Annotated in this window: 21 protein-coding genes; 9 read left to right on the top strand and 12 right to left on the bottom strand. The window is 66.1% G+C overall.

Annotated features, from left to right (window positions below):
- Positions 1–97: 97 nt before the first annotated feature.
- A complete protein-coding gene (locus HL671_RS31655) occupies positions 98–916 on the top strand; it encodes a chromate resistance protein ChrB domain-containing protein (RefSeq protein WP_172241982.1) in 819 nt (272 codons plus the stop codon).
- Positions 913–2,304, top strand: coding sequence for a chromate efflux transporter (gene chrA / locus HL671_RS31650; protein WP_012044680.1), 1,392 nt, complete (start codon positions 913–915; stop codon positions 2,302–2,304). The genes HL671_RS31655 and chrA overlap by 4 nt, the downstream gene beginning before the upstream one ends.
- 12 nt (positions 2,305–2,316) lie before the next feature.
- On the opposite strand, the gene HL671_RS31645 is transcribed toward chrA, so the two are convergent.
- Together HL671_RS31645 and parC are read right to left on the bottom strand one after the other, a co-directional pair.
- Positions 2,317–3,279, bottom strand: a complete 963-nt coding sequence (locus tag HL671_RS31645; RefSeq protein WP_172241979.1) for a cation diffusion facilitator family transporter — start codon at positions 3,277–3,279, stop codon at positions 2,317–2,319.
- 83 nt (positions 3,280–3,362) lie between these two features.
- The gene (gene parC, locus HL671_RS31640; RefSeq protein WP_172241976.1) at positions 3,363–5,615 is read right to left on the bottom strand and encodes a DNA topoisomerase IV subunit A; all 2,253 of its coding nucleotides are present in this window, start codon (positions 5,613–5,615) and stop codon (positions 3,363–3,365) included.
- 390 nt (positions 5,616–6,005) lie between these two features.
- Between parC and HL671_RS31635 the strand changes: the two genes are divergently transcribed.
- The 6 genes from HL671_RS31635 to HL671_RS31610 all read left to right on the top strand — a co-directional run bounded on the left by HL671_RS31635 (position 6,006) and on the right by HL671_RS31610 (position 12,440).
- Entirely contained in the window at positions 6,006–6,836 is an 831-nt protein-coding gene (locus tag HL671_RS31635) for an alpha/beta fold hydrolase (RefSeq protein ID WP_172241974.1), read from the top strand.
- 525 nt (positions 6,837–7,361) lie between these two features.
- Positions 7,362–7,580 (top strand): hypothetical protein, encoded by a 219-nt coding sequence (locus HL671_RS31630; protein WP_012044684.1) that lies wholly within the window; start codon positions 7,362–7,364, stop codon positions 7,578–7,580.
- 322 nt (positions 7,581–7,902) lie between these two features.
- Positions 7,903–9,114 (top strand): ABC transporter substrate-binding protein, encoded by a 1,212-nt coding sequence (locus HL671_RS31625; RefSeq protein ID WP_172241971.1) that lies wholly within the window; start codon positions 7,903–7,905, stop codon positions 9,112–9,114.
- A gap of 10 nt (positions 9,115–9,124) precedes the next feature.
- On the top strand, positions 9,125–10,858 hold the full coding sequence (locus HL671_RS31620) for an FAD-dependent oxidoreductase (RefSeq protein WP_172241968.1): 1,734 nt from the start codon (positions 9,125–9,127) through the stop codon (positions 10,856–10,858).
- Complete coding sequence (locus HL671_RS31615; RefSeq protein WP_172241965.1) at positions 10,855–11,616, top strand: SDR family NAD(P)-dependent oxidoreductase; 762 nt, start codon at positions 10,855–10,857, stop codon at positions 11,614–11,616. The genes HL671_RS31620 and HL671_RS31615 overlap by 4 nt, the downstream gene beginning before the upstream one ends.
- A gap of 32 nt (positions 11,617–11,648) precedes the next feature.
- Positions 11,649–12,440 carry an IclR family transcriptional regulator gene (locus tag HL671_RS31610; protein ID WP_172241962.1) on the top strand — a complete coding sequence of 264 codons (792 nt, stop codon included), beginning with the start codon at positions 11,649–11,651 and terminating at the stop codon, positions 12,438–12,440.
- Between the two features lie 3 nt (positions 12,441–12,443).
- Here the strand turns inward: HL671_RS31610 and HL671_RS31605 are convergent, their stop codons facing one another.
- From HL671_RS31605 to HL671_RS31595, 3 genes are all read right to left on the bottom strand, one after another.
- On the bottom strand, positions 12,444–13,067 hold the full coding sequence (locus HL671_RS31605; protein ID WP_172241959.1) for a glutathione S-transferase family protein: 624 nt from the start codon (positions 13,065–13,067) through the stop codon (positions 12,444–12,446).
- 307 nt (positions 13,068–13,374) lie between these two features.
- Positions 13,375–14,976: an FAD-dependent oxidoreductase gene (locus HL671_RS31600; RefSeq protein WP_172241956.1), complete on the bottom strand. Its 1,602-nt coding sequence runs from the start codon at positions 14,974–14,976 to the stop codon at positions 13,375–13,377.
- A 1-nt stretch (position 14,977) separates the two neighbouring features.
- Positions 14,978–16,639 (bottom strand): acetolactate synthase large subunit, encoded by a 1,662-nt coding sequence (locus HL671_RS31595; protein ID WP_172241953.1) that lies wholly within the window; start codon positions 16,637–16,639, stop codon positions 14,978–14,980.
- Positions 16,640–16,793: 154 nt separating this feature from the next.
- Here HL671_RS31595 and HL671_RS31590 point away from each other — a divergent pair, with 154 nt between their 5' ends.
- Positions 16,794–17,825: a LysR family transcriptional regulator gene (locus HL671_RS31590; RefSeq protein ID WP_172241950.1), complete on the top strand. Its 1,032-nt coding sequence runs from the start codon at positions 16,794–16,796 to the stop codon at positions 17,823–17,825.
- 37 nt (positions 17,826–17,862) lie between these two features.
- On the opposite strand, the gene HL671_RS31585 is transcribed toward HL671_RS31590, so the two are convergent.
- The 7 genes from HL671_RS31585 to lepB form a co-directional block, all read right to left on the bottom strand.
- Positions 17,863–18,270, bottom strand: a complete 408-nt coding sequence (locus HL671_RS31585) for an ACT domain-containing protein (protein WP_172241947.1) — start codon at positions 18,268–18,270, stop codon at positions 17,863–17,865.
- Between the two features lie 9 nt (positions 18,271–18,279).
- Positions 18,280–19,266, bottom strand: coding sequence for a glutathione S-transferase family protein (locus HL671_RS31580; RefSeq protein WP_172241944.1), 987 nt, complete (start codon positions 19,264–19,266; stop codon positions 18,280–18,282).
- Positions 19,267–19,298: 32 nt separating this feature from the next.
- Positions 19,299–20,045 carry a DNA repair protein RecO gene (recO, locus tag HL671_RS31575; protein ID WP_172241941.1) on the bottom strand — a complete coding sequence of 249 codons (747 nt, stop codon included), beginning with the start codon at positions 20,043–20,045 and terminating at the stop codon, positions 19,299–19,301.
- A 247-nt stretch (positions 20,046–20,292) separates the two neighbouring features.
- Positions 20,293–20,673: a hypothetical protein gene (locus tag HL671_RS31570; RefSeq protein WP_012044696.1), complete on the bottom strand. Its 381-nt coding sequence runs from the start codon at positions 20,671–20,673 to the stop codon at positions 20,293–20,295.
- A 2-nt stretch (positions 20,674–20,675) separates the two neighbouring features.
- Complete coding sequence (era, locus tag HL671_RS31565; protein ID WP_172241938.1) at positions 20,676–21,602, bottom strand: GTPase Era; 927 nt, start codon at positions 21,600–21,602, stop codon at positions 20,676–20,678.
- Positions 21,592–22,698 carry a ribonuclease III gene (gene rnc, locus HL671_RS31560; protein WP_012044698.1) on the bottom strand — a complete coding sequence of 369 codons (1,107 nt, stop codon included), beginning with the start codon at positions 22,696–22,698 and terminating at the stop codon, positions 21,592–21,594. Before rnc ends, era begins: the two co-directional genes overlap by 11 nt.
- Positions 22,695–23,456: a signal peptidase I gene (gene lepB, locus HL671_RS31555; RefSeq protein WP_172241935.1), complete on the bottom strand. Its 762-nt coding sequence runs from the start codon at positions 23,454–23,456 to the stop codon at positions 22,695–22,697. Before lepB ends, rnc begins: the two co-directional genes overlap by 4 nt.
- Between the last annotated feature and the right edge of the window lie 188 nt (positions 23,457–23,644).

Genomic DNA, 23,644 nt, shown 5'->3' with positions numbered 1-23,644 from the left:
GGTTCCGCTGTAATGCCCGACATGGGGACCTCGCGATCTCCCCACGAGGCGACATGCCCAAGTATCGCGTCCCGTCATTTTGACACGAGGACGCAACATGTCATCCTTCGCATCGATTTCTCCCGACAAGCTCAGCCGTCTGATCGGAACCCCGCAGGCACCGATCTTGATCGACGTTCGCACCGACGAGGATTTCGCCGCCGATCCGCGGCTCATTCCCGGCGCGATCCGGCGCCCCGCGGTGGAGGCGCCGCAGTGGAGCGCGGCGTTCGCCGGCCGCTCGGTCATTGTCATCTGCCAGCGGGGTGCCAAGCTTTCGCACGGTGCTGCGGCCTGGCTGCGCGTGGCCAAGGCCTCGGCCGAAAACCTGGACGGCGGCTTCGAGGCGTGGAAGGCTGCGGGCCTGCCGCTGGTCCCCGTCGCCAAGCTGCCGCCGCGGGACGGCGAAGGACGAACCGTCTGGGTCACCCGCGCCCGGCCGAAGATCGACCGCATCGCCTGCCCCTGGCTGATCCGCCGCTTCGTCGATCCGCAGGCGGTGTTTCTCTTCGTCGCTCCGTCCGAAGTCATGGCGGTCGGCGAGCGTTTCAAGGCTGCGCCGTTCGACATCGAGAGCACGTTCTGGAGCCACCGCGGCGAATTCTGTACCTTCGATGTCATGATCGAGGAATTCGGGCTGACGACGCCGGCCCTGCAGCGGCTGGCCAGGATCGTGCGCGCGGCAGATACGGCGCGGCTCGATCTCAGCCCGGAGGCGCCGGGGCTGCTCGCCGCCTCGCTCGGCCTGTCCCGCATCTACGACGACGACCTTGCGCAACTCGACGCTGGCCTTGGGCTCTATGATGCGTTTTATCGCTGGTGCCGCGACGCAACCGGCGAATCGCACAACTGGCCGACCAGCAAGGTGAAGCCATGACCGAACTGGTCTCATCAACTGCCTCCACCAAGGTTGACGCCGGTCACGGCGTCAGCTTTGCCGAGGCGTTCCGGGTCTGGCTGCGCGTGGCGCTGCTGTCGTTCGGCGGCCCGGCGGGCCAGATCGCGATGATGCACCGGATCATCGTCGACGAAAAGCGCTGGGTGTCGGAGAGCCGGTTCCTGCACGCGCTGAACTATTGCATGCTGCTGCCTGGCCCCGAGGCGCAGCAGCTGGCGACCTATATCGGCTGGCTGATGCACCGGACCGCCGGTGGCTTGATGGCCGGCGGCCTGTTCATCCTGCCCGGCATCATCGCCATCATGGCCTTGAGCTGGATCTACGTTGCGTTCGGCCATGTCTGGTTCGTCGAGGCATTGTTCTTCGGGCTGAAGGCCGCGGTGCTCGCGATCGTGATCCAGGCGGTGGTGCGGGTCGGCAGCCGCGCGCTGCGCAACAACCTCATGATCGGCCTCGCCGCCGCCGCGTTCATCGCGATCTTCTTTTTTGCCGTCCCGTTTCCGCTGATCATCATCGCCGCCGGGGTGATCGGCTATCTCGGCGCCCGCGCCGGACGCCCCGAATTCGCCGCCGCGGGCCATGGATCCGGCGACAATGGCGACCGCGACAGCGCGCTCGGCGAGCTGCTGCCGGAGCATGCCAAGCCGAATCCGCGACGCACGGTCGTCACGGCCCTGGTCTGGCTTGCGCTCTGGCTGACCCCCGTGATCGCACTGGTCGCGATGCTGGGCACCGAGAGCACCTTCAGCCAGATCGCGCTGTTCTTCAGCAAGATGGCGATGGTGACGTTCGGCGGTGCCTATGCGGTGCTCGCCTATGTCGGGCAGCAGGCGGTCGAGCACTATCATTGGCTTGCCCCTGCCGAGATGCTGGACGGGCTCGGCATGGCCGAGACCACGCCGGGCCCGCTGATCATGGTGCTGCAATTCGTCGGCTTCATCGCCGCTGCGCGCGATCCCGGATCGCTCTCACCGCTGATCGCCGGCACGCTCGGCGGCCTGCTCGCGACCTGGGTGACGTTCACGCCATGCTTCCTGTGGATCTTCGTCGGGGCGCCGTACATCGAGCGTCTGCGCGGCAACAAGGGCCTCGCGGGCGCGCTGGGCGCGATCACCGCGGCAGTGGTCGGCGTGATCCTCAATCTGTCGATCTGGTTCGCGCTGCATACGCTGTTCCGCCAGACTGTCCCGGTCACCGGCTTCGGCCTCGACTTCGACGCGCCGGTGCTGGCAAGCGTCGACGGAGCGGCGCTGCTGCTCTCGCTTGCCGCGGCGGTCGCCATCCTCCGCTTCAAGCTCGGCATGATGACGGTGCTTGGAGCGGCTTGCGCCGCCGGCGTGCTGCTGAGGCTGGCAGGATGGAGCTGAGGCATCGCCGGCTCAGACCACGTCCGCCGGCGCCAGCTTGCAGGCGCAGCCATCGGCCTCGATCTGCAGCGTCGGATGCTGGATGTTGAAGCGGCGGGACAGTTCGGCGCAGACCTGATGCAGGAACGCGTCGTCGGTGCCGCCCGGCCGCACCAGATGCGCGGTCAGGGCGGTCTCGTTGGTGCTCATCGCCCAGATGTGGAGATCATGTACCTCGCTGACTCCGTCGAGCGCGGCGAGATAGTCGCGCACCTCCGGCAGCGCGATGTCGCGCGGCACGGCGTCGAGCGCGAGGTTGACGCTGTCGCGCGCGAGCTCCCAGCCGCTCAGCAGCACCACCACCGCGATGACCAGGCTGACCACCGGATCGACCCATAGCCAGCCGGTCCAGATCGTCACCAGCGCGGCCACGACGACGCCGAACGACACGCCGGCATCGGCGGCCATGTGCAGATAGGCGCCACGAATGTTGAGGTCGGTGTCGCGGCCGCGCATGAACAACAGCGCGGTGGCGCCGTTGATGACGATGCCGAGCGACGCGACCCACAGCACGGTGCTGCCGGCCACTTCGCCGGGGTTGCGCAGGCGATCAATGGCTTCGACGGCGATGCCGCCGACCACGAGCAGCAGCAGGCCGGCATTGATGAGCGCAGCGAGGATCGAGGCGCGCCGATAACCGTAGGTGTGGCGATCGGTCGGCTTGCGGCCGGACAGCCAGAGCGCACCCCAGGCCAGCAGCAGCGACATCACGTCGGAAAGATTGTGGACGGCGTCCGAGATCAGCGCCAGCGAGTTCGCGGCATAGCCGAACACGAGTTCGGCGATGACGAACGCGGTGTTGAGCGAGACGCCGATCGCGAACGCCGCACCGAAGCTCGTGGGCGCGTGGCTGTGGCCGGCGTGGCCGTGGGCGTGAGACTGGCCATGATCATGCGAATGATCATGGCCGTGATGGTGAGAATGCGAGTGCGCCATCCGAAAGGTCCCCGGCGATCGCGCTACCTCGTGATCGCCTGCTGTCTGATATAGACGGCGGCCGGACGGATACTATTACGTCGCTACTCGATCGGCCGGTTGAACTTGTTCGACTTCGGCAGCCCCTGCGCGATGCGGCCGGCGTCGGCGCGGTTGCCGCGGTAGTCGGCCAGCTCCTTCCAGCTGAGGCCCTGGTCGCGACCGGCGGAATCCTTCCAGGCCAGCCCCTGCTTCTGCTCGAACGTCGTGACGTCGGACAGTTGCGCGCTGGTGTATTTCTGCAGCCGGACGCCGCGGCCGCGCGCCATCTCCGGCACCTGATCGAGACCGAACACCACCATCTTGTGGTTGGTGCCGATCACCGCGACCTGATCGCCCTGGACGGTGGTGATCGCGCGCGCCTCGGCCGGCGCCGTCACGTTCAGCACCTGCTTGCCCTTGCGGGTGTTGCTGACGCAATCCTCTTCCTTGACCACGAACCCCTGGCCGTCGGAGGCGGCAATGAGGAATTTGCGCTCGCCCTTGCTGACGAACATCGAGACGATCGAGGCGTCCTGGTCGAGGTCGATGAACATGCGGATCGGCTCGCCATGGCCGCGGCCGCCGGGCAGCTTGCCGACATCGAGCGAGTAGAACTTGCCGTTGGAGGCGAACAGCAGCACCTTGGACGTGTTCTCGGCGAAAAACGCCTGGCCGAGCTGGTCGTCGGTCTTGAACTGCAGGTTCGACAGATCGGCGACGTGGCCCTTGAGCGTGCGCACCCAGCCCTTCTCGGAGACGACCACCGTGACCGGCTCGCGCTCAATGAAGGCTTCCTCGATGGCGGCGAGGTCGTGCTCCGGCGCGTCGGCGAAATTGGTGCGGCGTCGGCCCAGCGGCGTCTTCGGCCCGAACAGGTCGCGCACCGTCTTGACCTGCTCGCCGACCTTGGCCCACTGCACCTGCTCGGAGGCGAGCAGCTCGTTGATGCCCTTGAGCTCGCCACGCAGGTTCATGTCCTCGGTGCGGATCTCCATTTCCTCGAGCTTGCGCAGCGAGCGCAGGCGCATGTTGAGGATCGCCTCGGCCTGCACCTCGGTGAGCTTGAAGGTCTTCATCAGGACCGGCTTCGGCTCATCCTCGGTGCGGATGATCCGGATCACCTCGTCGATGTTGAGATAGGCGATCAGATAGCCGCCCAGGATCTCCAGCCGGTTCTCGATCTGCTTCTTGCGGTAGTTCGAGCGCCGCAGCAGCACGTCACGCAGATGGTCGAGCCATTCGCGCAGGCACTCGGCGAGACCCACCACTTTCGGGATCTTGCCCTTGATCAGCACGTTCAGGTTCAGCGGAATCTTGCTCTCGAGATCGGTCAGCCGGAACAGCGATTCCATCATCAGCGCGGGATCGACGTTCTTCGACTTCGGCTCGATGACGAGCCGCACATCCTCGGCGGATTCATCGCGGACGTCGCCGACCAGCGGCAGCTTCTTCTCGTTGAGCAGCTCGGCGATCTTCTCGACCAGGCGCGACTTCTGCACGAGATAGGGGATCTCGGTGATCACCACGATCCAGGTGCCGCGGTTGCCCTCCTCCTGCTTCCACTTGGCACGGACGCGGAACGAGCCGCGGCCCGTGGTGTAGGCCTCGATGATCGACTCCTTCGAGTCGATCACGGTGCCGCCGGTCGGGAAGTCCGGGCCTTTCACCCAGCGCAACAGCGCGCGCGACTTGGCGTCGGGCTTCTCGATCAGATGCAGCGCGGCGTCGCACAGCTCGGCGGCGTTGTGCGGCGGGATCGAGGTCGCCATGCCCACGGCGATGCCCTGCGCGCCATTGGCGAGCAGGTTCGGGAAGCCGCCCGGAAGCACCACCGGCTCCTTCGACTGGCCGTCATAATTCGGCCGGAACTCGACGCCGTCCTCGTCGATGCCCTCGAGCAGCAGCCGCGCGACGTCGGTCATGCGCGCTTCGGTGTAGCGGTAGGCGGCGGCGTTATCGCCGTCGATATTGCCGAAATTGCCCTGGCCGTCGACCAGCGGATAGCGCGAGGAGAAATCCTGCGCGAGGCGCACCATCGCGTCGTAGATCGCCTGGTCGCCATGCGGATGGAACGAGCCCATCACGTCGCCGACGATCTTGGCCGACTTTTTGAACGCCGTGCCGGGATCGAGCCGCAGCAGCCGCATGCCGTAGAGGATGCGCCGGTGCACCGGCTTGAGGCCGTCGCGGGCGTCGGGCAACGCGCGGTGCATGATGGTGGAGAGCGCATAAGCCAGATAGCGCTCTTCCAGCGCCTCGCGCAGTGCGACCTCGTGAATCTCCGCGGGCTCCGGCGGAATCAGCGATTTTCCCATTAGCGTTGAGCTTTCAATGAGTTAGCCCATGGGCTTGAGCCAACGTGAACGATTTGGGAACAGGCTTTATGCGATCGCGGGCCCCGGCGCAACGATGCGCTCGCCGGGTTCCGCGCACGCGATCGAGGCGTCTGGCATGGAACCGGGCGGCTTGCCTGGGAACGGCGCTGAATAAGGCCGCCATCATGCTGGGGCGCTGGCTCATGATTTGAGCAGAGCGCATCGCAGCCTCGGGGCGTAACGATGTCGCATATACCTCTGCCGTACTGAGAACGTCCGTGGTGACGGATAAGATGACGATGCACCCCCTCGCCGACACATTGCATCGACGCGGGGCGCCAGCGGGCCGCGCCTTCGCGGCTGACTCCATCCCGAGAGAAAGGCACAGCCATGAGCTCAGGTTACGTGACGACATCGGACGGCACGCAGATCTTCTACAAGGATTGGGGCGCGGGGCAGCCCATCGTCTTCCACCATGGCTGGCCGCTGTCGTCAGACGACTGGGACGCGCAGATGCTGTTCTTCCTCGCCAAGGGGTTTCGCGTCATCGCGCATGACCGTCGCGGCCATGGCCGGTCGAGCCAGACAGAGACTGGCAATGAGATGGATACATATGCGGCCGATGTCGCCGCCCTCGCCGCCAAGCTCGACCTCAAGGATGCTGTTCATGTCGGCCACTCCACCGGCGGCGGCGAGGTCGCGCGCTATGTGGCGAAGCATGGCAAGGGCCGCGTCGCCAAGGCGGCGCTGCTCGGCGCCGTGCCGCCGATCATGCTGAAGACCGAGAGCAATCCGGGCGGCCTGCCGATCGAGGTCTTCGACGGCTTCCGTGCCGCGCTCGCCGCCAACCGCGCGCAGTTCTTCCTCGATATTCCGACCGGCCCGTTCTACGGCTTCAACCGCGCCGGCGCCAAAATCTCCGAAGGCGTGATCCGCAATTGGTGGCGCCAGGGCATGATGGGCGGCGCCAAGGCGCATTACGACTGCATCAAGGCGTTCTCCGAGACCGACTTCACCGAGGATCTCAAGGCGATCGACGTGCCCGTGCTGCTGATGCATGGCGAGGACGACCAGATCGTGCCGATCGACGATTCCGCGCGCATCGGCATCAAGCTGCTGAAACATGGGACCTTGAAGACCTATCCCGGCTTCCCGCACGGCATGGCCACCACGCATGCCGAAATCATCAATGCGGACCTGCTGGCGTTCATCAAGGGGTAACCCGACGGCCCCGTTCGCTGAACGAGACGCGCTTTTCAGTGAATAGCCAAACGCAGATGACGGGGGAGACGCCCCAGCTTGCTCTCATGGCCGGGCTTGTCCCGGCCATCCACGTCGTAGCGCACCCAAAAGGACGTGGATGTTCCGGCCTTCGTCGCGCCGAAGCGGCTTCGGCCGCGCAGGCGGGGCAAACCCGGGCATGACGAGCTGATACTCATCCGCCATCGCTTCAATCCCCTTAGCTGACGCTGTGGTCAAACCTCCGCCTCCTACGTCTCGCGACGACCGCGATACGTTGCTGATGTGAAATCGTCCTGATCTGCCCGCCACAGCTCGGCTCGACGGGCAGTTTGCACATGGGAGACTCGCATTTCTGCATAATCGAATCGGCTCACGGGGAACCGGTCGGCCGGGCCGCGCGTTGATCGCGTGAAGTTGCCAATGAAGTTGCCAATGAAGTTGCCAAGCCTCGCAGCGTATCGCGTCAACGATTTTTCCGAACTCCTCTGCTGCGGATCCCGTCCGATGAAGGACTTTTCAGACGCTTCATTTTCTCCTGACCTGATTGCGCTGATGACGCAGGCGCTCGATGGCGCCGTGGCCGCCCTTCCCGAGCCGGTCAGTTCAACCCATGTCACCCTGCTCGCGGAGTCGGTCCTGCGGGCGGCCAAGACGGGAGAACGCGACCCCGCGGTGATGCAGCGCCTCGCCTTGCTCGAACTGCAAATCATGCCGCGCGTGTAGCGCGCGGACGCCCCTTCCTTCGCTGCGCACACGAACGCCTGTTCTGTGAGCGCGATCTCCTCGTCATGGCCGGGCCTGTCCCGTCCATCCACGCGGCACCGCACACGCCGAACGACGTTGATGCCTGGGGCAAGCCCGGGCATCACGAGGACCTCCATGGGCGGACGCACCACGGCGCTCATCGACCAAGACATCAAAGCTCAAGCCTGTTCCGACCACCATTGTCGCGCCGCATGCGCGCTATTCGCAATTGACAAATCAATTCGTCAATGCCTAACTCGTGATCACCGCCGACAGAGCGGATGAACCGGGGAGGATCTTCATGCGACGGCAGCTGCTCGCCTGCGCGTTTCTGGCCACAACATCATTCCTTGCGACCAACGCATCGGCCCAGGTCTCCGACGACGTGGTGCGGATCGGCGTGCTGACGGACCTTTCGAGCTGGGGACGCGACAACAGCGGCCCGGGTTCGGTCGAAGCCGCGAAGATGGCCGTGGAGGAGTTCGGTCCCACCGTGCTCGGCAAGCCGATCGAGATCATCAGCGCCGACCACCAGATGAAGACCGACGTCGGCACCACGATCGTCCGCGACTGGTTCGACAACGGCAAGGTCGATGCGGTCGTCGATATCCCCAATTCCGGTATCGCGATCGCCGTGCACAACATGGTGCGCGAGCGCAACAAGATCGCGCTGCTGTCCGGCCCCGGCGCAAGCTCGCTGACCGATGAGCTGTGCAGCCCGAACACCGTGCATTTCACCTACGACACCTATGCGCTGTCCAAGGTGACGACCTCCGCTGTGATCAGCCAGGGCGGCAAGTCCTGGTACTTCATCACCGCGGACTACGCCTTCGGCCAGCAGCTCGAAAAGGACGCCACGCGCTTCATCAAGGAGCTCGGCGGTACCATCCTCGGCGGCGTCAAGCATCCGACCAACACCGCCGACTTCTCCTCCTTTGCGCTGCAGGCGCAGAGCTCGAAGGCGGATGTCGTCGCCTTCGCCAATGCCGGCCAGGACACCGACAATGCCATCAAGCAGTCCGGTGAGTTCGGCCTGGTCAAGGGCGGCCAGAAGCTGGTCGGCCTCCTGATGTTCGACACCGACGTACATGCGATCGGCCTCGAGGCAGCCCAAGGCACCTACATGACGACGGCGTCATACTGGAACATGGACGACAACACCCGCGCCTGGTCGAAGAGGTTCTTCGCCCGCACCAAGGTGATGCCGACCATGATCCAGACCGGCGTCTACGGATCCGTGCTGCATTATCTCAAGGCGATCAAGGCGGCCGGCACCGATGATCCCAAGGCTGTGATGGCCAAGATGCGCGAGCTGCCGATCGAGGATGTTTTCGTCCACGGCGGCAAGCTGCGCGAGGATGGCCGCGTCGTCCGCGACATGTATCTCGCGCGCGTCAAGAAGCCGTCGGAATCCAAGGAGCCGTGGGACTATCTGGAGATCGTCAAGACCGTGAAGGGCGAGGATGCATTCCGCCCGGTCTCCGAATCCAAGTGCCCGCTGTTGAAGAAATAGGAGCACGTCCATGAGCGGAGCTGAACCCAAGGACGGCGACAGCTATGATTGCGACGTGCTGGTGGTCGGCTCCGGCTGCGCCGGGCTGTCGGCGGCGGTCACCGCCGCTTATGCCGGGCTGAAGGTCGTGGTCACCGAGAAGGAGCCGCGCTTCGGCGGCACCACGGCGCGCTCCGGCGGCTGGCTATGGATTCCCGGCACGTCGCTGGCCAAGGCCTGGGGCATCGACGAGCCGCCGGACTTGGCGCGCACCTATTTGCGTCACGAAGCCGGCAACAATTACGACGCCGCGCGGGTCGATGCGTTCCTGACCAAGGGGCCGGAGGCAGTCGACTTCTTCACCAGCAAGACGGCGCTGAAATTCGACATGCCGCTGACCTTTCCGGACTATCACGCGGAGGCGCCGGGCGGCACGCAAGGCGGTCGCTCGATGGTGACGCGGCCGTTCGACGGCCGCGAGCTCGGCCATCACATCAAGGATCTCGGGCAGCCCCTGCCCGAGCTCACCGTGTTCGGCATGATGCTCGGCTCCGGCAAGGAGATCATCCATTTCATGCGCGCGACGAAGTCGCTGACCTCGGCCTTCTACGTCGCCAAGCGGCTGTCGAAACATGCGCTGGACGTGCTGCGCCATGGCCGCGGCATGACGCTCACCAACGGCAATGCGCTGGCGGGGCGGCTGGCGAAATCGGCGTTCGACCTCGGCATTCCCTTGTGGCTGTCCTCGCCGGTGGCCGAGCTGATCCGCGACGGGGAGGCCGTGCGCGGCGCCGTGGTCACCCGGCAGGGCCGGCGTATCCGGGTGAATGCGCGGCTCGGCGTGGTGCTCGCCTGCGGCGGCTTCCCACATGACGTCGAACGACGCAGGGCGATGTTTCCGCATGCGCCGACGGGACAGGAGCATGTCTCGCCCGGGCCCGTCGGCAACACCGGCGATGGGCTTCGGCTGGCGGAAGCCGTCGGCGGCCGCGTCGAGGACGGCCTGCCGCATGCGGCGGCCTGGGTGCCGGTCTCCGTCACCACGCGGAAGGACGGCAGCAAAGGCGTGATGCCGCATTTCATCGATCGCGCCAAGCCGGGCGTGATCGCGGTGACCGCAGATGGCGTGCGCTTCGCCAATGAGGGCAATTCCTACCACGACTTCGTGCAGGCGATGGTGAAAGCGGCCAAGCCCGGCCGCGAGATCGCGGCCTACCTGGTCACCGATCACCGCTCGCTGCGCCGCTACGGACTCGGCTGCGTGCCGCCCTTCCCGATGCCGCTCAGCCACCATCTCAGCACGGGCTATCTCAAGCGCGGCGCGACGCTTGCCGAGCTCGCGCGCGTGACCGGAATCGATGCGATGTCGCTGGAAGCGACCGTCGCCGCCTTCAATGCGGATGCCGCGCTCGGCCAGGATCCGGGTTTCGGCAAGGGCTCGCGCGCCTACAACCGCTATCAGGGCGATGCGCTGCATGGGCCGAACCCGTGCGTCGCGCCGATCAAGTACGGGCCGTTCTACGCGATCAAGATGGTGATCGGCGATCTCGGCACCTATGCCGGAATCCGCACCGACGAACACGCCCGCGCGCTCGACGCCCAGGGCCAGCCGATCGAGGGGCTCTATGCCGCCGGCAACGACATGGCGAGCATCATGGGCGGCAACTATCCCGGCGCCGGGATCACGCTGGGACCGGCGCTGACATTCGGCTACATTGCCGGCCGGCATCTCGCCGAACGCGCTGGCCAAAGGAGCGCCGCATGAGCGACAGTCAGATGTTGGCCGGACGGCTCGCCCTGGTCACGGGGGCCGCGAACGGCAATGGCCGCGCGATTGCGCTCGGGCTCGCCGGCCGCGGCGCCGATCTTGTCATCACCGATATCGACGTGGACGGGGCCGAGCGTTGCGCCACCGAGATCCGCGACCACGGCCGCAAGGCGTGGGCGCATCGGCTCGACGTCACCGACGCCGCCGGCTGCAACGCATTGGCGGCGCAGCTGCGCGCCGAGGTCGGCGCCATCTCGATCCTCGTCAACAATGCCGGCATCATCATCCGCGAGAACATCGACTCGCCGCGCGCGGCGCAGAACTGGCAGCGCGTGCTCGACGTCAATCTCAACGGCGTGTTCAACGTCACCTATGCCTTTCTCGGCGCCTTGCGCGAGACGCGCGGCACGATCGTCAACATCGCCTCCGTCGCGTCCTTCATCGGCATCAGCAACACGCTGGGCTACTCGCCGTCCAAGGGCGGCGTGAAGTCGCTGACCCAGGCGCTGGCCCGCGAGCTCGCGCCCGACGGCATCCGCGTCAACGCTATCGCGCCCGGCGTGATCGCGACCGCGATGACCGAGTCGACCCGCAATGATCCGGAGCGGCTCGCCGGCTTCATGAGCCGCACGCCGCTCGGCCGAGTCGGCCAGCCGGAGGAGCTCGCCGGCCCCGTCGCGTTCCTGGTCTCCGACATGGCGTCCTACGTCAACGGCGTCACGCTGCCGGTCGACGGCGGCTTCCTGGCGGTGTAGGCACGGCGCCGGACCAGGGGACCTTCAACAGCATGGGACGAGAGAGCCGCGGTATCCAGTCGATCGAGGTCGGCGGCACCTTGCTGCAGGCCCTGGCGCGCAGCGGCGAGCCGATGATGCTGCGCGACCTCGCGCGCGAGGCCGGGCTGCCGCCCGCCAAGGCGCATCCCTATCTCGTCAGCTTCTCGCGCATCGGCCTGATCGAGCAGGACGCGACCACCGGCCGCTACGAGATCGGCCCGCTGGCGCTCGAGCTCGGCCTGATCAGCCTGCGAAGGCTGTCGGCCGTGCGGATCGCGACACCCAAGATCGCCGCACTCGCCGGCGCCATCGACCACGCGGTGTCGCTCGCGGTGTGGGGCACCAACGGCCCGACCGTGGTGCGGCTGGAGGAGCCGAGCCATGCGGTGCATATCGTGATGCGCGTCGGTTCGATCATGGCACTGCTGGAGACCGCGACGGGCCGCGCTTTCGCAGCCTTTCTTCCGCCGAAGACAGTCAAGGCCGCGCTCGACGCAGGCCTCGATCATCTCGGCGTCGGCTACAATCCGAAGCGCGCCCCCAAGAGTCCGAAGGTCACGGAGATGCTGGCCGAGGTGCGCGCGCAAGGCCTGGCGCGCGCCGTCGGCGATCCCCTTCCCGGCGTCAACGCCTTCGCCGCGCCGGTGTTCGATCACGCCGGACACGTCGCGCTGGTGATCACCGCGATGGGGCCGGCCGGCACCTTCGATGCCGGCTGGCAATCCCCCCTCGCCAACCGCCTGCGGGCTTGCGCGGCCGAGATCTCCAAACAGCTCGGCCACGGCATCGTGCAGCCCGCGTAGCCCTTACGCCGCGGCCGAACGCATGTCGGGCCACGGCTCGGCCCAGGCCGGCAGCCGCATCAGGCCATCGAGCCAGCGCACGATGTTCGGAAACGTCTCGAACGGCATCTCCGCCTCGCGCCAATCAGTCGCCATCGACGCCGCGGCGAAATCGGCGATGGTCAGCCGGTCGCAGGCGACGTGGCTGTGCGAGCGCAGATGCGCGTCGAGCACGGATGCGAAGGTCTTGAGGTCGGCGACCTTGTCGATCAGCGCAGCGCGGTTCGGCGCCCCGAGCCCGAAATTCTTCCGCACGATGTGCTCGAAATAGAACGGCGCGACCGCCGGACTCCAGTGACTGTCGGTCCAGGCCAGCCAGCGCAGCACCTCGACCTGCTCCTGCGGATGGCGCGCTGGCCACATGTCGCAGCTCTCGCGGACGCAGAGATGCGCCATGATGGCGGTGGACTCCCACAGCACGGTCTCGCCATCCACCAGCACCGGCGCCTTCATGTTGGGATTGAGCGCGGCGAAGTCCGGCGTCTTCAGGCCACGGCTGATGTCGATGAACTCGGCCGGCGCGCCGAGATGCTTGACCAGCGCCAGCACGCGGCGCGGCGCCTGGGCCTTGATCCAATAGATCTTCATGACGGATCTCCGTTTCCGATACTATGAAGACGAACGCACGAGCGCCGGATCGACAGCGGCCCACGGAAAAGTTTGCAACGGTTCCGCGGATGCCCGCCGCTCTCCTAGCTAGGCTGGCCAACGGCTGCTGCAGAGGCTTCGCCAGGCGGCTCTCCGTCGTCATGCCCGGGCTCCGTCCCGGGCATCCAGGTCCGACCGCGGCTGCCGGAAGACGTGGATGGACGGGACAAGCCCGGCCATGACGCCGCGGAGGGAGGCAGACCCAAGCTCGGAGCATCCTACGCGACAGACTTGCCGCCTCGGGAGATCACATTCCCCGCGCAGCTGCCCGTGCCGTCAGGATGCAGCCCGGCAGGAAGGTGCCTTCCAGCGAGCGCTTGCCCGACGCGCCGCCGCCGCCGAAGCCGGCCGCCTCGCCCACCGCATAGAGGCCCGGGATCGGCGCGCCCGCCGCATCCAGCACCCGGCTCTGCAGATCGGTCTTGAGGCCACCGAGGCTCTTGCGGGTGATCAGCTGCATGTGGATCGCGATGTACGGCCCTGCCCCGATGGATTGCAGCGGCGCCGGCTTGCAGGTGCGGAGCTTGTCCGGGCCCCATTGTCGCGCATGCAGGATGCGGCGCAGCTGATCGTCGTTGAATAGCCTGTCGCCATTCTTGAAGTTGGCGTCGAAGGCATCGGCCGTCGCCTGCAGCACCTCCGGCTTGACGTCGTCCGTGCCGGTCAGCGCGTTCATCTTGGCGGCAAGGCCGGCGAGGGTCGGATCGACCAGGAAGTGCCGGCTCTCGCGCTGCATTTGCCGGACCAGGCGATGGTTGCCGAGCAGCATCTCCTTGAGGAACATCGGCATCTGGCGGTCGCGGATGCGCGGATTGTGCTCGGCGCCCGAGATGGCGAACTCCCTGGCGGCGATGCGCCAGTTCAGGAGATGCCACGTATAGGGCTTCTCCTGCGACGCGACGCGCTGGCACAGATCATGAGTATCAAAGCCGGTGACCAGCGGCTCCGGCCCGATGCGTTCGCCACGGTGATTGAGCCAAAGCGCCGATTTGCACGGCACCAGCGACAGGCCATGGCCTTCGAAATGCGGAAAGGGATGCGGAATGCCGGCGGCGTAGTTCCACATCTCGCCGGCATGCGTGATCTCAGCGCCGACCGTATCGGCGGCGTGGTGGTGCAGCTTCCCATCCGCAAACGGATGCGCGCCGTTGAGCATCGCCGCCGGCAGCGGCCGCCCTCTCACCCAATTCGCACGGGCTTCCTCATGGCTGCCATTGATGCCGCCCATCGCCAGCACCGTCAGCGGCGCGGCGATGCGGATCTCGGCGCCGGTCTCCTCGTTGACGGCCACCACGCCCGACACGACGCCCGCAGTGTGATCGAGGCTGACGACGCGGTGACGATGCAGCACGGTCAGCCGGCCGCCTTTGTCGGCGGCGCGCATTGCATCGATCATCAACCGCGTGAGCCGCTGCGATGTTCCCCAGACGATGTGATAGCGCGGCAGCGCATTGCCGTCGCCCTGCAGGCCGCGCTCGACCCAGTTCACCGCCGGCATGAAGGTCACGCCATGCGACAGCAGCCAGTCATAGACCTCGGCACGCGAGTGCTCGACGTAATAGCGCGCCCATTGCAGCGGCCAGTGCTCGGACGCGTCGAGTTCGCCGAACCTGATCCAGTCGCGCAGCGCGATCTCAGGCGTGTCGGGGATCTTCATCCGCGCCTGCAGCGGGGTGCCGACCAGCGCCATACCGCCGAACGCCCACAGCGCCAGCCCGCCGAACCGCTCCGGTGTGTCGCGATCCAGCAGGGTCACCGACTTGCCGCGCCGCATCGCCTCCAGCGCCGTGACGATGCCGGCGAGACCGCCGCCGACGATGACTACATCGGATTGAATGGCCGTGCTCATGTCACGGCGCGATCTTGCGCTTGAGCATGCGCGCGACCGACAGCGGCATGCGATCCAGCGAGCCCAACAGATGCGGCAGCAGCTTCAGCTTGAGCCCGGAGAGCGCCGGCGGCACTACCGCTTCGATCAGATGCGGCCCCGGCCGTTTCAGCGCACTGGCCAAGGCATCCGTCAACTCATCCGGTGTGGTGGCACGGGTCGCGCGCACGCCCATGCCGTCGGCGATCTGGGCGAACTTCAACACCGGTCCGTGCAGGTCGAGCTGAGCTCTGGCCTTTGGCCCGATCCGCTCGGCGCCGACCCGCTCCAGTTCGACATTGAGCACTGAATAGGAGGCGTTGTTGAAGATGATGGCGGTGACGTTCAATTGCTCGCGCGCGATCGTCCACAGCGACTGGATCGTGTACATCGAGCTGCCATCGCCGATCAGAGCGATCACCGGCCGGTCCGGGCAGGCGATCGCGGCGCCGATCGCATTCGGCAGCCCCTGCCCGATGGCACCGCCTGTCAGCGTGATCAGATCATGGCGCGGCGCGCCGGCGGTGAATTTCGACAGCATCAGGCCGGAGCTGATGGCCTCGTCGATGAGGATGGCGTTCTCGGGCAGCAGATGCCCCACCGCTTTGCAGACCTTCTCCGCCGTGAGCTTGTTGCCGCGCGGACGTCCGGGCCGCGCCGGCGGCGCCAATGGTGGCGTAGCACTCTCAGCCTGCAGCGCGGCCGCAAGCTTTTTAAGGCTGCCGGCGGCGTCCTGCGCCGGGGTCGACAGGGTCAGCACCTTGCAATTGTCGGGAGCGAGATAGCTCTTCTTGCCCGGATAGGCGAAGAACGACACCGGCGCCTTGGCGTCGACCAGGATGAGCGTGTCGATCTCCCGGAGCTGGATCGACGCCATCTCGGCGAGATAGGCGATGCGATCGACCGCAGGCAGGCCGGCGCCGCGCTGCATGCGCGTCGGAAAGGTCTCGGCATAGACCTTGACGCCGCAAGTCGCGGCAATGCGCGCCGCGGCCAGCAGCGACTCTTCGTGCAGCGCCGTGCCACCGAGCAGAATGGCACTGCGGCCGCCCGCCTTGATGGTGTCGGCGACCTGCGTCACGGTCGCATCGTCCGCGGCGGGAGGCGGCTCGATCACCGGTGCCGGCTCCGGAACGCCGCCCTCGCCCCAGGAGACATCGGCGGGCAGGATCAAGGTCGCCACCTGCCCTGGCCAGGAGCACGCCGCCTTGACGGCCGCGACCGCGTCCCGGCACAGTTCGGAGGTCACCTGCGACGTCCAGACGAAGTTGGGCGAGACGTTGCGGGCCACGGTCTCAATGTCGGACTGCAGCTGCGCGTCGTATTTGACGTGGTAGGTCGCGTGGTCGCCGACGATGTTGACGACCGGCACCTTGCCCTTGCGCGCATTGTGCAGGTTGGCGAGCCCATTGCCGAGACCGCAGCCGAGATGCAGCAAGGTCGCCGCGGGCATGCCGGTCATGCGCGCATAGCCATCGGCCGCGCCGGTGGCGACGCCCTCGAATAGGCACAGCACGGCGCGCATCTCGGCTGCGGAATCCAGCGCCGCGACGAAGTGCATTTCGGACGTGCCGGGATTGGTGAAGCAGACCCGCACGCCAGCATTGGCGAGGGTCCGTATCAGAGCTTGTGCGCCATTGGGCATGGAGACGGCCTGTTGCCGAGGGGCGCCAGAGCATGAGCGCGACCCCGATCGGCCTGGCTGTGGCGTTCCCCGATGTTGTTTGTGTCATTGTGGGATTGACGCGCCAAGAAATCCAATGAATTGTTGTGCCTCAATCAATGCATTGCGATCATCAATGGATATTCCAACCCTCCGGCAATTGCAGCAGTTGGTGTTCCTCGCCGACGAGCGGCATTTCGCCAAGGCTGCCAAGCGCGCGAACGTCACCCAGTCGGCGCTCAGCCGCAGCCTGCAGACATTGGAGGACGCGGTCGGCATGCGCTTGTTCGACCGCAGCTCGCGCTCGGTTGAGATCACGCCGGTCGGCGAGCGGCTGGTGGCCCACGCGCAGACGCTGCTCTCCAGCGCCGCCGATCTTGGCCGCGAGATGCGCATGCTGCGGTCGGGCGATGCCGGCGAGGTCGCCGTCGGCGTCGGCGCCTTCACCGCGCTGACCTTGCTGCCGGAGGCGCTGGCGCGGCTCTATGCCGAGCACCCGTCGGTCCGCGTGACCCTGGTGCAGGACAATTGGCGCGCGCTGATGCATCTGCTGCAGCAGGGCAAGCTCGACTTCTTCCTGGCGCACACGTCGGATATCCGCGGCGATGACGGCCTTCAGGTCGAGGCCCTCGGCAATCAGCCGGGACACTTCTACTGCCGGCCGGCACATCCGCTGGCCGGACGGTCTGCGCTCTCGGCCCGCGACCTGGCCGGTCAGCGCTTCGCCTCGGTCATCATCCCGGAGGATTTCAGCAAGCGCTTGAACCAGCTGATCGCGTCGGACGACGGCAATGGCTTCGCCGTCACGCTGCAATCCGAGAATGTCAGCCTGCTGACGCAGGTCGCGATCCGCTCGGACCTCCTGCTGCTCGCCGGCGATGCCGTGCTCACCTCCGAGCTTGCATCCGGCCAGCTGGTCCGGCTCGATGTCAAGGAGCTGGAGGAGCCGCGCATCTCAGGTCTCCTGATGGCTCAGTTCGGCATGCTCACGCTGAAGGGGCGCACGCTCTCGCCTGCCGCCATGGTGCTGATGGACATGGTCCGCGCGGAAGCCGGCCGAACGCTGATGCCGCCGAGAGCCGGGGCAGCGCCGCCGCGCCGCAAGACGCGGCCGTCGTCGCGCACCAAGCCGAAGCCGGCTCGCTCCGCCATCAAGCGCCGCGCCTGAGCTCCCGCGTCGGCCAGCCCGCGTCGGCGGCCAGCCGTCAGCGCCGGGCTTGGTCTGACATCTGCAGCAGCACCGCCAGCGCCTCTTCGGCGCGTTGCTCGGGCACGAACAGATGATCGTGGTGAAACGCGGATACCGCGTTGACGCTGATGCCGACTGCGGCCAGCTCCGCCGTCACGGCGGCGAGAAAACCGACCGCATCCAGTGCGGAATGGACGGTGAGCGTGATCAGGCGTGCCGCGAACTGACAGGTCAGGCCGGCCAGCTCGGCATGCTCACGCCGCAGGATCAGCGTGATGCCTTCACGCTCACGAAACAGCATGATCGGCGTCAGCGACGCGGGAAGCGCGTCGGTCGTACCGATCGTGCAGAACACGAAGACGCCATCCTGCAGCTCAGGCGTCATCGTCTTGAGCAGCGAAGCCAGCTCACGCTCGCCTGTCATCGGCCTTCGTCAGCTCGCCGACAGGCGCTCGCGCCCATGCGCCGCGGCGAAATCCTGCAACGGCCCGACCGGGACAATGCCGGTCGGATTGATGGTGCGGTGGCTTTCGTAATAATGCCGCTTGATGTGCTCGAAATTCACCGTCGCCGCAACGCCGGGCCATTGGTAGAGGTCGCGCGTATAGGCCGACAGATGCGGATAGTCGGCGATGCGGCGGATGTTGCACTTGAAGTGGCCGACATAGACGGCATCGAAGCGGATCAACGTGGTGAACAGCCGGATATCGGCCTCGGTCATGGCATCGCCGAGCAGGAAGCGGCGGGTCGCCAATCGCTCCTCCAGCCAGTCGAGCGTCGCGAACAGCGGCCCGATCGCCTCCTCATAGGCGGCTTGGGTGGTCGCAAAACCGCATTTGTAGACGCCGTTGTTGAGCGTGTCGTAGACGCGCTGATTGATGGCGTCGATCTCGCTGCGCGACGGCTCCGGATAGTAGTCGCCTGGCGTGGCCCCGATGCCGTCGAACGCCGCATTGAGCATCCGGATGATCTCGGACGACTCGTTGTTGACGATGGTTCGCTGCGCCTTGTCCCACAGCACCGGCACGGTGACGCGCCCCGAATAATGCGGATCGGCCGCGGTGTAGACCTGGTGCAGCAGCTCGGCGTGATTGATGCTGTCGGGCACGACGGCCGGGCCGTCGGCAAAGGTCCAGCCCTGCTCCCGCATCAGCCAATGCACGACCGAGACGGAAATCATCTCGGTCAATCCCTTCAGCGCCCGCATGATCAGGGTACGGTGCGCCCAGGGACAGGCCAGGCTGACATAGAGGTGGTAGCGCCCGGGCTCCGCCTTGAAGCCGCCGGACCCGGTCGGGCCCGGGCTGCCGTCGGCGGTGACAAAGCTGCGAAACGACGAATCCTTGCGCACGAAGCGCCCGCCCGAGGCCGCCGTGTCGTACCAGACGTCGTGCCATTGGCCGTCGACGAGCAATCCCATCAGCCTTCTCCAACCTTAAATTTGCGCCAGCCCTAGACTTGCGCCAGCCGCGCCCTCGCCCGTGTCACCGCATTGATGAAGCCTTCGCGCGCATCGGAGTGGCCCTGCCCACGCGGCTCCAGCACGTGACGTAGCAGGAACAGGCCGGTCAGGCGAAAGCCATCGAGCAGGTCCTGATCGCTGAAGCCATGATCGTCCTCGCTCTCACGCAGGAACGGCGGCAGCGGCAGCAGCCGGTCTGCCCAGGGCGCGCCGGCGCTGCGCGACACCGCGCCGCCGGATTTGGGCGAGACGTAGACCAGGTCGGAGGTTTCGCCGGTCGCGGCGCAGGACTCCAGATCGAGCCCGAAGCCGAGCTCGGCCAGGATCGCGAGCTCGAAGCGCACGATGTGAACCGCGGCTCCGCCGGCCTCGGCGAAATCGTCGAGCGCATGTTCCAGCCTCAGATACATCTCCTGATGCGGATCTCGCTCGGGCAACAGCCGCGCCAGCGCCGCGAGATGGGTCACCCCATAGGCGCCATGCGCGACCGACATCAGCTCCGCCGCGCGCAGCGTCAGGCCGTCGATCGCGTACATGCCAAGATGCTCGTCGAGCCGTGCACGCCAGACCGCCCGCACCGTATTGCCGGGCTGCAGCATCGGCCGCATGCGCGCGCCGCTGGCGCCCCGCACCAGCCCGAGATGGCGGCCATGCTCGCGCGTCAGCAGTTCCAGCACGGCCGAGGATTCGCCGTGCCGCCGCAGCCCCAACACGATGCCGTCATCGGTCCATTCCATGAGGCGGACGGTCTCCACGGTTCTCACAGGGCGCTCGATCGCCAACGCCAACTGCGCATCGATGGCTAACGTAGCCTGCGCGTGATGTCTCCGCAAACACCTCAATGGGACGAGCCAAGCGGGCCTGCCGCCTCCGATTCTCCCTGGCACCGCCCGGTGACGCCGGCAATCATGCGGCGAACGCGTCAGGCTTGCTGGTCGATGACGGGCTCCGCTCCAGCTTCAAACGAGGCCGGGCACAGTGAGCTCACGCATTGAACCAGCCGCGAGCATCGCCAGTGAAGGAGTAGTACAGCCCGATGGTCGTGAGTGCGCAGGAGATGACCTCGATGCCGGCGTCGAGGGTCATGCCCTTCTGGCCGATGACCTGCACCAGCGACATGTCCGACAGCACCAGCGCGGCCAGGATCACCCAGCGCGGCCAGTTCTTGCGGCGCTGCGCCGCCAGATAAACGAAATAGAACAGCAGCAGGATGATGGCGCCGTTGAGCACGGTCTGCGCCGTGATCATGTCCTCCGTCATGTCGAAGCTCGGCGTGCGATCGGACACGGCCACAGAAAGTGCATCCAGCATCAACGAGATGTAGAGCAGGACTTCGAACCACAACACGTTGCGCGGCACGCTCATTGTCATTCCCTGGGGAACTCAAGCCCCATTTCCCGATAGCGATCGGGATCGTCGCCCCAGTTCTCACGGACCTTGACGAACAGGAAGAGATGCACCGGCACGCCGGTGATCTCGGCGATCTCCTTGCGCGACTGTGCGCCGATCGACTTGATCGTCGCGCCGCCCTTGCCGAGCACGATCTTGCGCTGGCTGTCGCGCTCCACGAAGATCGTCTGTTCGATCCGGATCGAACCGTCCTTGCGCTCCGTCCAGCTGTCGGTCTCGACGGTGGATTGATACGGCAATTCCTGATGCAGATGCGAGTAGATCTTTTCGCGGGTGATCTCGGCCGCGAGGTGACGCATCGGCGCGTCCGACATCTGGTCCTCGGGATAATGGAACGGACCGGGCGGCACCATTGCCGCCAGCGCCTGCTTGAGATCGTCGACTCCATCGCCGGAGAGCGCCGAGATCATGAAGGTGCGCGCAAAGGGCAGCTTCTCATTGGCCGCCGCAACCAGCGCCAGCAGCTTCTCGCGCGGCACCAGATCGACCTTGTTGACCACCAGGATCTTCTGATGCGCGACCGCGGCCGCCTTGTCGATGATGGCCTGCGCCTCGTCGTCGAGACCCTTCTTGGCGTCGAGCAGCACGCAGACGAGATCGGCATCATGGGCGCCGCTCCAGGCCGTCGTCACCATGGCGCGATCGAGCCGGCGCTTCGGCGAGAAAATGCCGGGCGTGTCGACCAGAATGATCTGCGACGTTCCCTCGATCACGATGCCACGGATCAGCGCGCGCGTGGTCTGAACCTTGCGCGAGACGATCGTGACCTTGGAGCCCACCAACGCATTGACCAGCGTCGACTTGCCGACATTGGGGGCGCCGATCAGCGCGACGAATCCGCAGCGGGTCTCGGCCTCCGGCCCGGCGTGTTGCTCAGCCGTCATTGCTGCCGCCGCTGACGCCTTCACGTTCGATCATGACGGATGCGGCCACCTTCTCCGCTGCACGCTTGGACCCGCCAACCCCTTCGGCCGACTCCAGGCCCGGCAGATCGACGGCGACCCGGAACTGCGGGTCGTGATGTGGACCGGTCCGCTCGACCTCGCGATACACCGGCGTCGGCAGGCCCTTGCCCTGGGCCCATTCCTGCAGCACCGTCTTGGGATCGCGCAAGGGACGCCGCGGCTTGTGCATGCGCTCCGTCCAGTTGCGCTCGACGAAACCGGCCGCGGCCGCATAGCCGCCGTCCAGGAAGATCGCGCCGATCACCGCCTCGCAGACATCCCCCAGCACCGACTTGCGCAGCCGCGCGCCCGCCCCTGCGCCGACGGCGCCGAGCTTGATGTCATCGAGCAGGCCGAGCGATTTGGCAACGTCGGCACAGCTTTCCTTGCGCACGAGATCGGCCAGCCGCTTCGACAATTCGCCCTCATCGGCACTTGGAAACGACCGGTAGAGCATGTCGGAGACGATCAGGCCGAGCACGTGATCGCCGAGGAATTCAAGCCGCTGATAGCTGTCGCCGCGCTTCTTGGACGATTTCAGCGCCGAGACGTGGGTAACGGCGGTGCTGAGCAAGGACGGATCGGCAAAGTGATGCCCGATTCGCGCTTCGATCGCGGCATTGGCCGCCTTCTCGGCGGCCCTGGCGCCCTTGGTCGCGCTGGCGCCAGCACTCTTGGTGCCGCGACTGCCCTTGGCCTTGCTCCGCGGCTTGGCATCAGACTTCTCCGCAGGCGGTGCGTCAGGTCCGGCGTCTGTCTCCGCCTGGGCCTCGCTAGCGTCGGCGCCGCGGGACTCGGTCTTTGCCTCTGCCTTGTCGGACTTGGCCTCGACCTTGGCTTCAGGCTTGGTATCAGACTTGGTATCAGACTTGGCTTCAGATCTTCCGTCAGGCTTCGGTTCGGACTTTATCTCGGACTTGCTCTCCGATCTGGGCCGGGACACGGATTTCGCCGGCGAGTCCAGCGCAGCCGTGCCCGATTGCGGGCTCGGTGCGGCCGCCTGGGTGGTCTGGATCTCGGGTGAGTCGTCGATCATCGCACAATTTTGAAAATACGGTTCCAACGCACCGACACCGGCCAACGCCAGAAGGCCCAGGCATGCTCGCCTTCGGCGATGGAGAAAAAGATCAGCTGGGCGCGGCCGACAATGTTCTCGAACGGCACATAGCCCACCTGGGACAGGAAGCGGCTATCGGTCGAGTTATCGCGGTTGTCGCCCATCATGAAGAAGTGGCCGGGCGGCACGGTGTAGACATTGGTGTTGTCGACATAGCCATTGTCGACGCAATCCAGCGTCTCGTAGCTCACGCCGTTCGGCAGGGTTTCCTTCCAGCGTTTCACCCGCGCCGTGGAGTCCGGCTGCCCGCACGGATCCTCTCCGATGAAGTCGCTGAGACGCTCGCGCTGCACCGGCTTGTCGTTGATGTAGAGCAGGCCCTCGCGGACCTGGATCCGATCGCCCGGCAAGCCGATCACGCGCTTGATGTAGTCGGTGGTGTCGTCCTTCGGCAGACGGAACACGACGATATCGCCCCGGCTCGGCTCGGAGCCGAAGATGCGGCCGGAAAACAGCGGCGGCGACAGCGGGATCGAGTAGTGGCTGTAGCCGTAGGAATATTTCGACACGAACAGATAATCGCCGACCAGCAGCGTCGCCTTCATCGAGCCCGACGGGATGTTGAAGGGCTGGAACAGGAAGGTGCGGATCACGAGCGCGATCAGGAGCGCATGAACGACGACGCGAACGGTTTCGCCGACGCCGCTCTCAGTCTTGGTTCCGGAGGTCACGCTCATCGCTCTTTCACTGTCCCTTGGCGAATGGTCCGACGATTCGCCAGCCGTTGCAGAACACCCTCCTCCCCGCGAACAACGCTTCGTGCCGCGGTTTGAGGGAGTCTGGCCTGATTCTGGTGGTAAAGGCCAATTCCGGTATGACCCAGAATCCGCCCCTGATGCTGCCGGTTCAATTCCAGCGGGTTTTA

This window comes from Bradyrhizobium denitrificans (assembly GCF_013179005.1).
Lineage (GTDB): Bacteria > Pseudomonadota > Alphaproteobacteria > Rhizobiales > Xanthobacteraceae > Bradyrhizobium > Bradyrhizobium denitrificans.
This window is presented reverse-complemented; position numbering and strand designations above follow the sequence as displayed.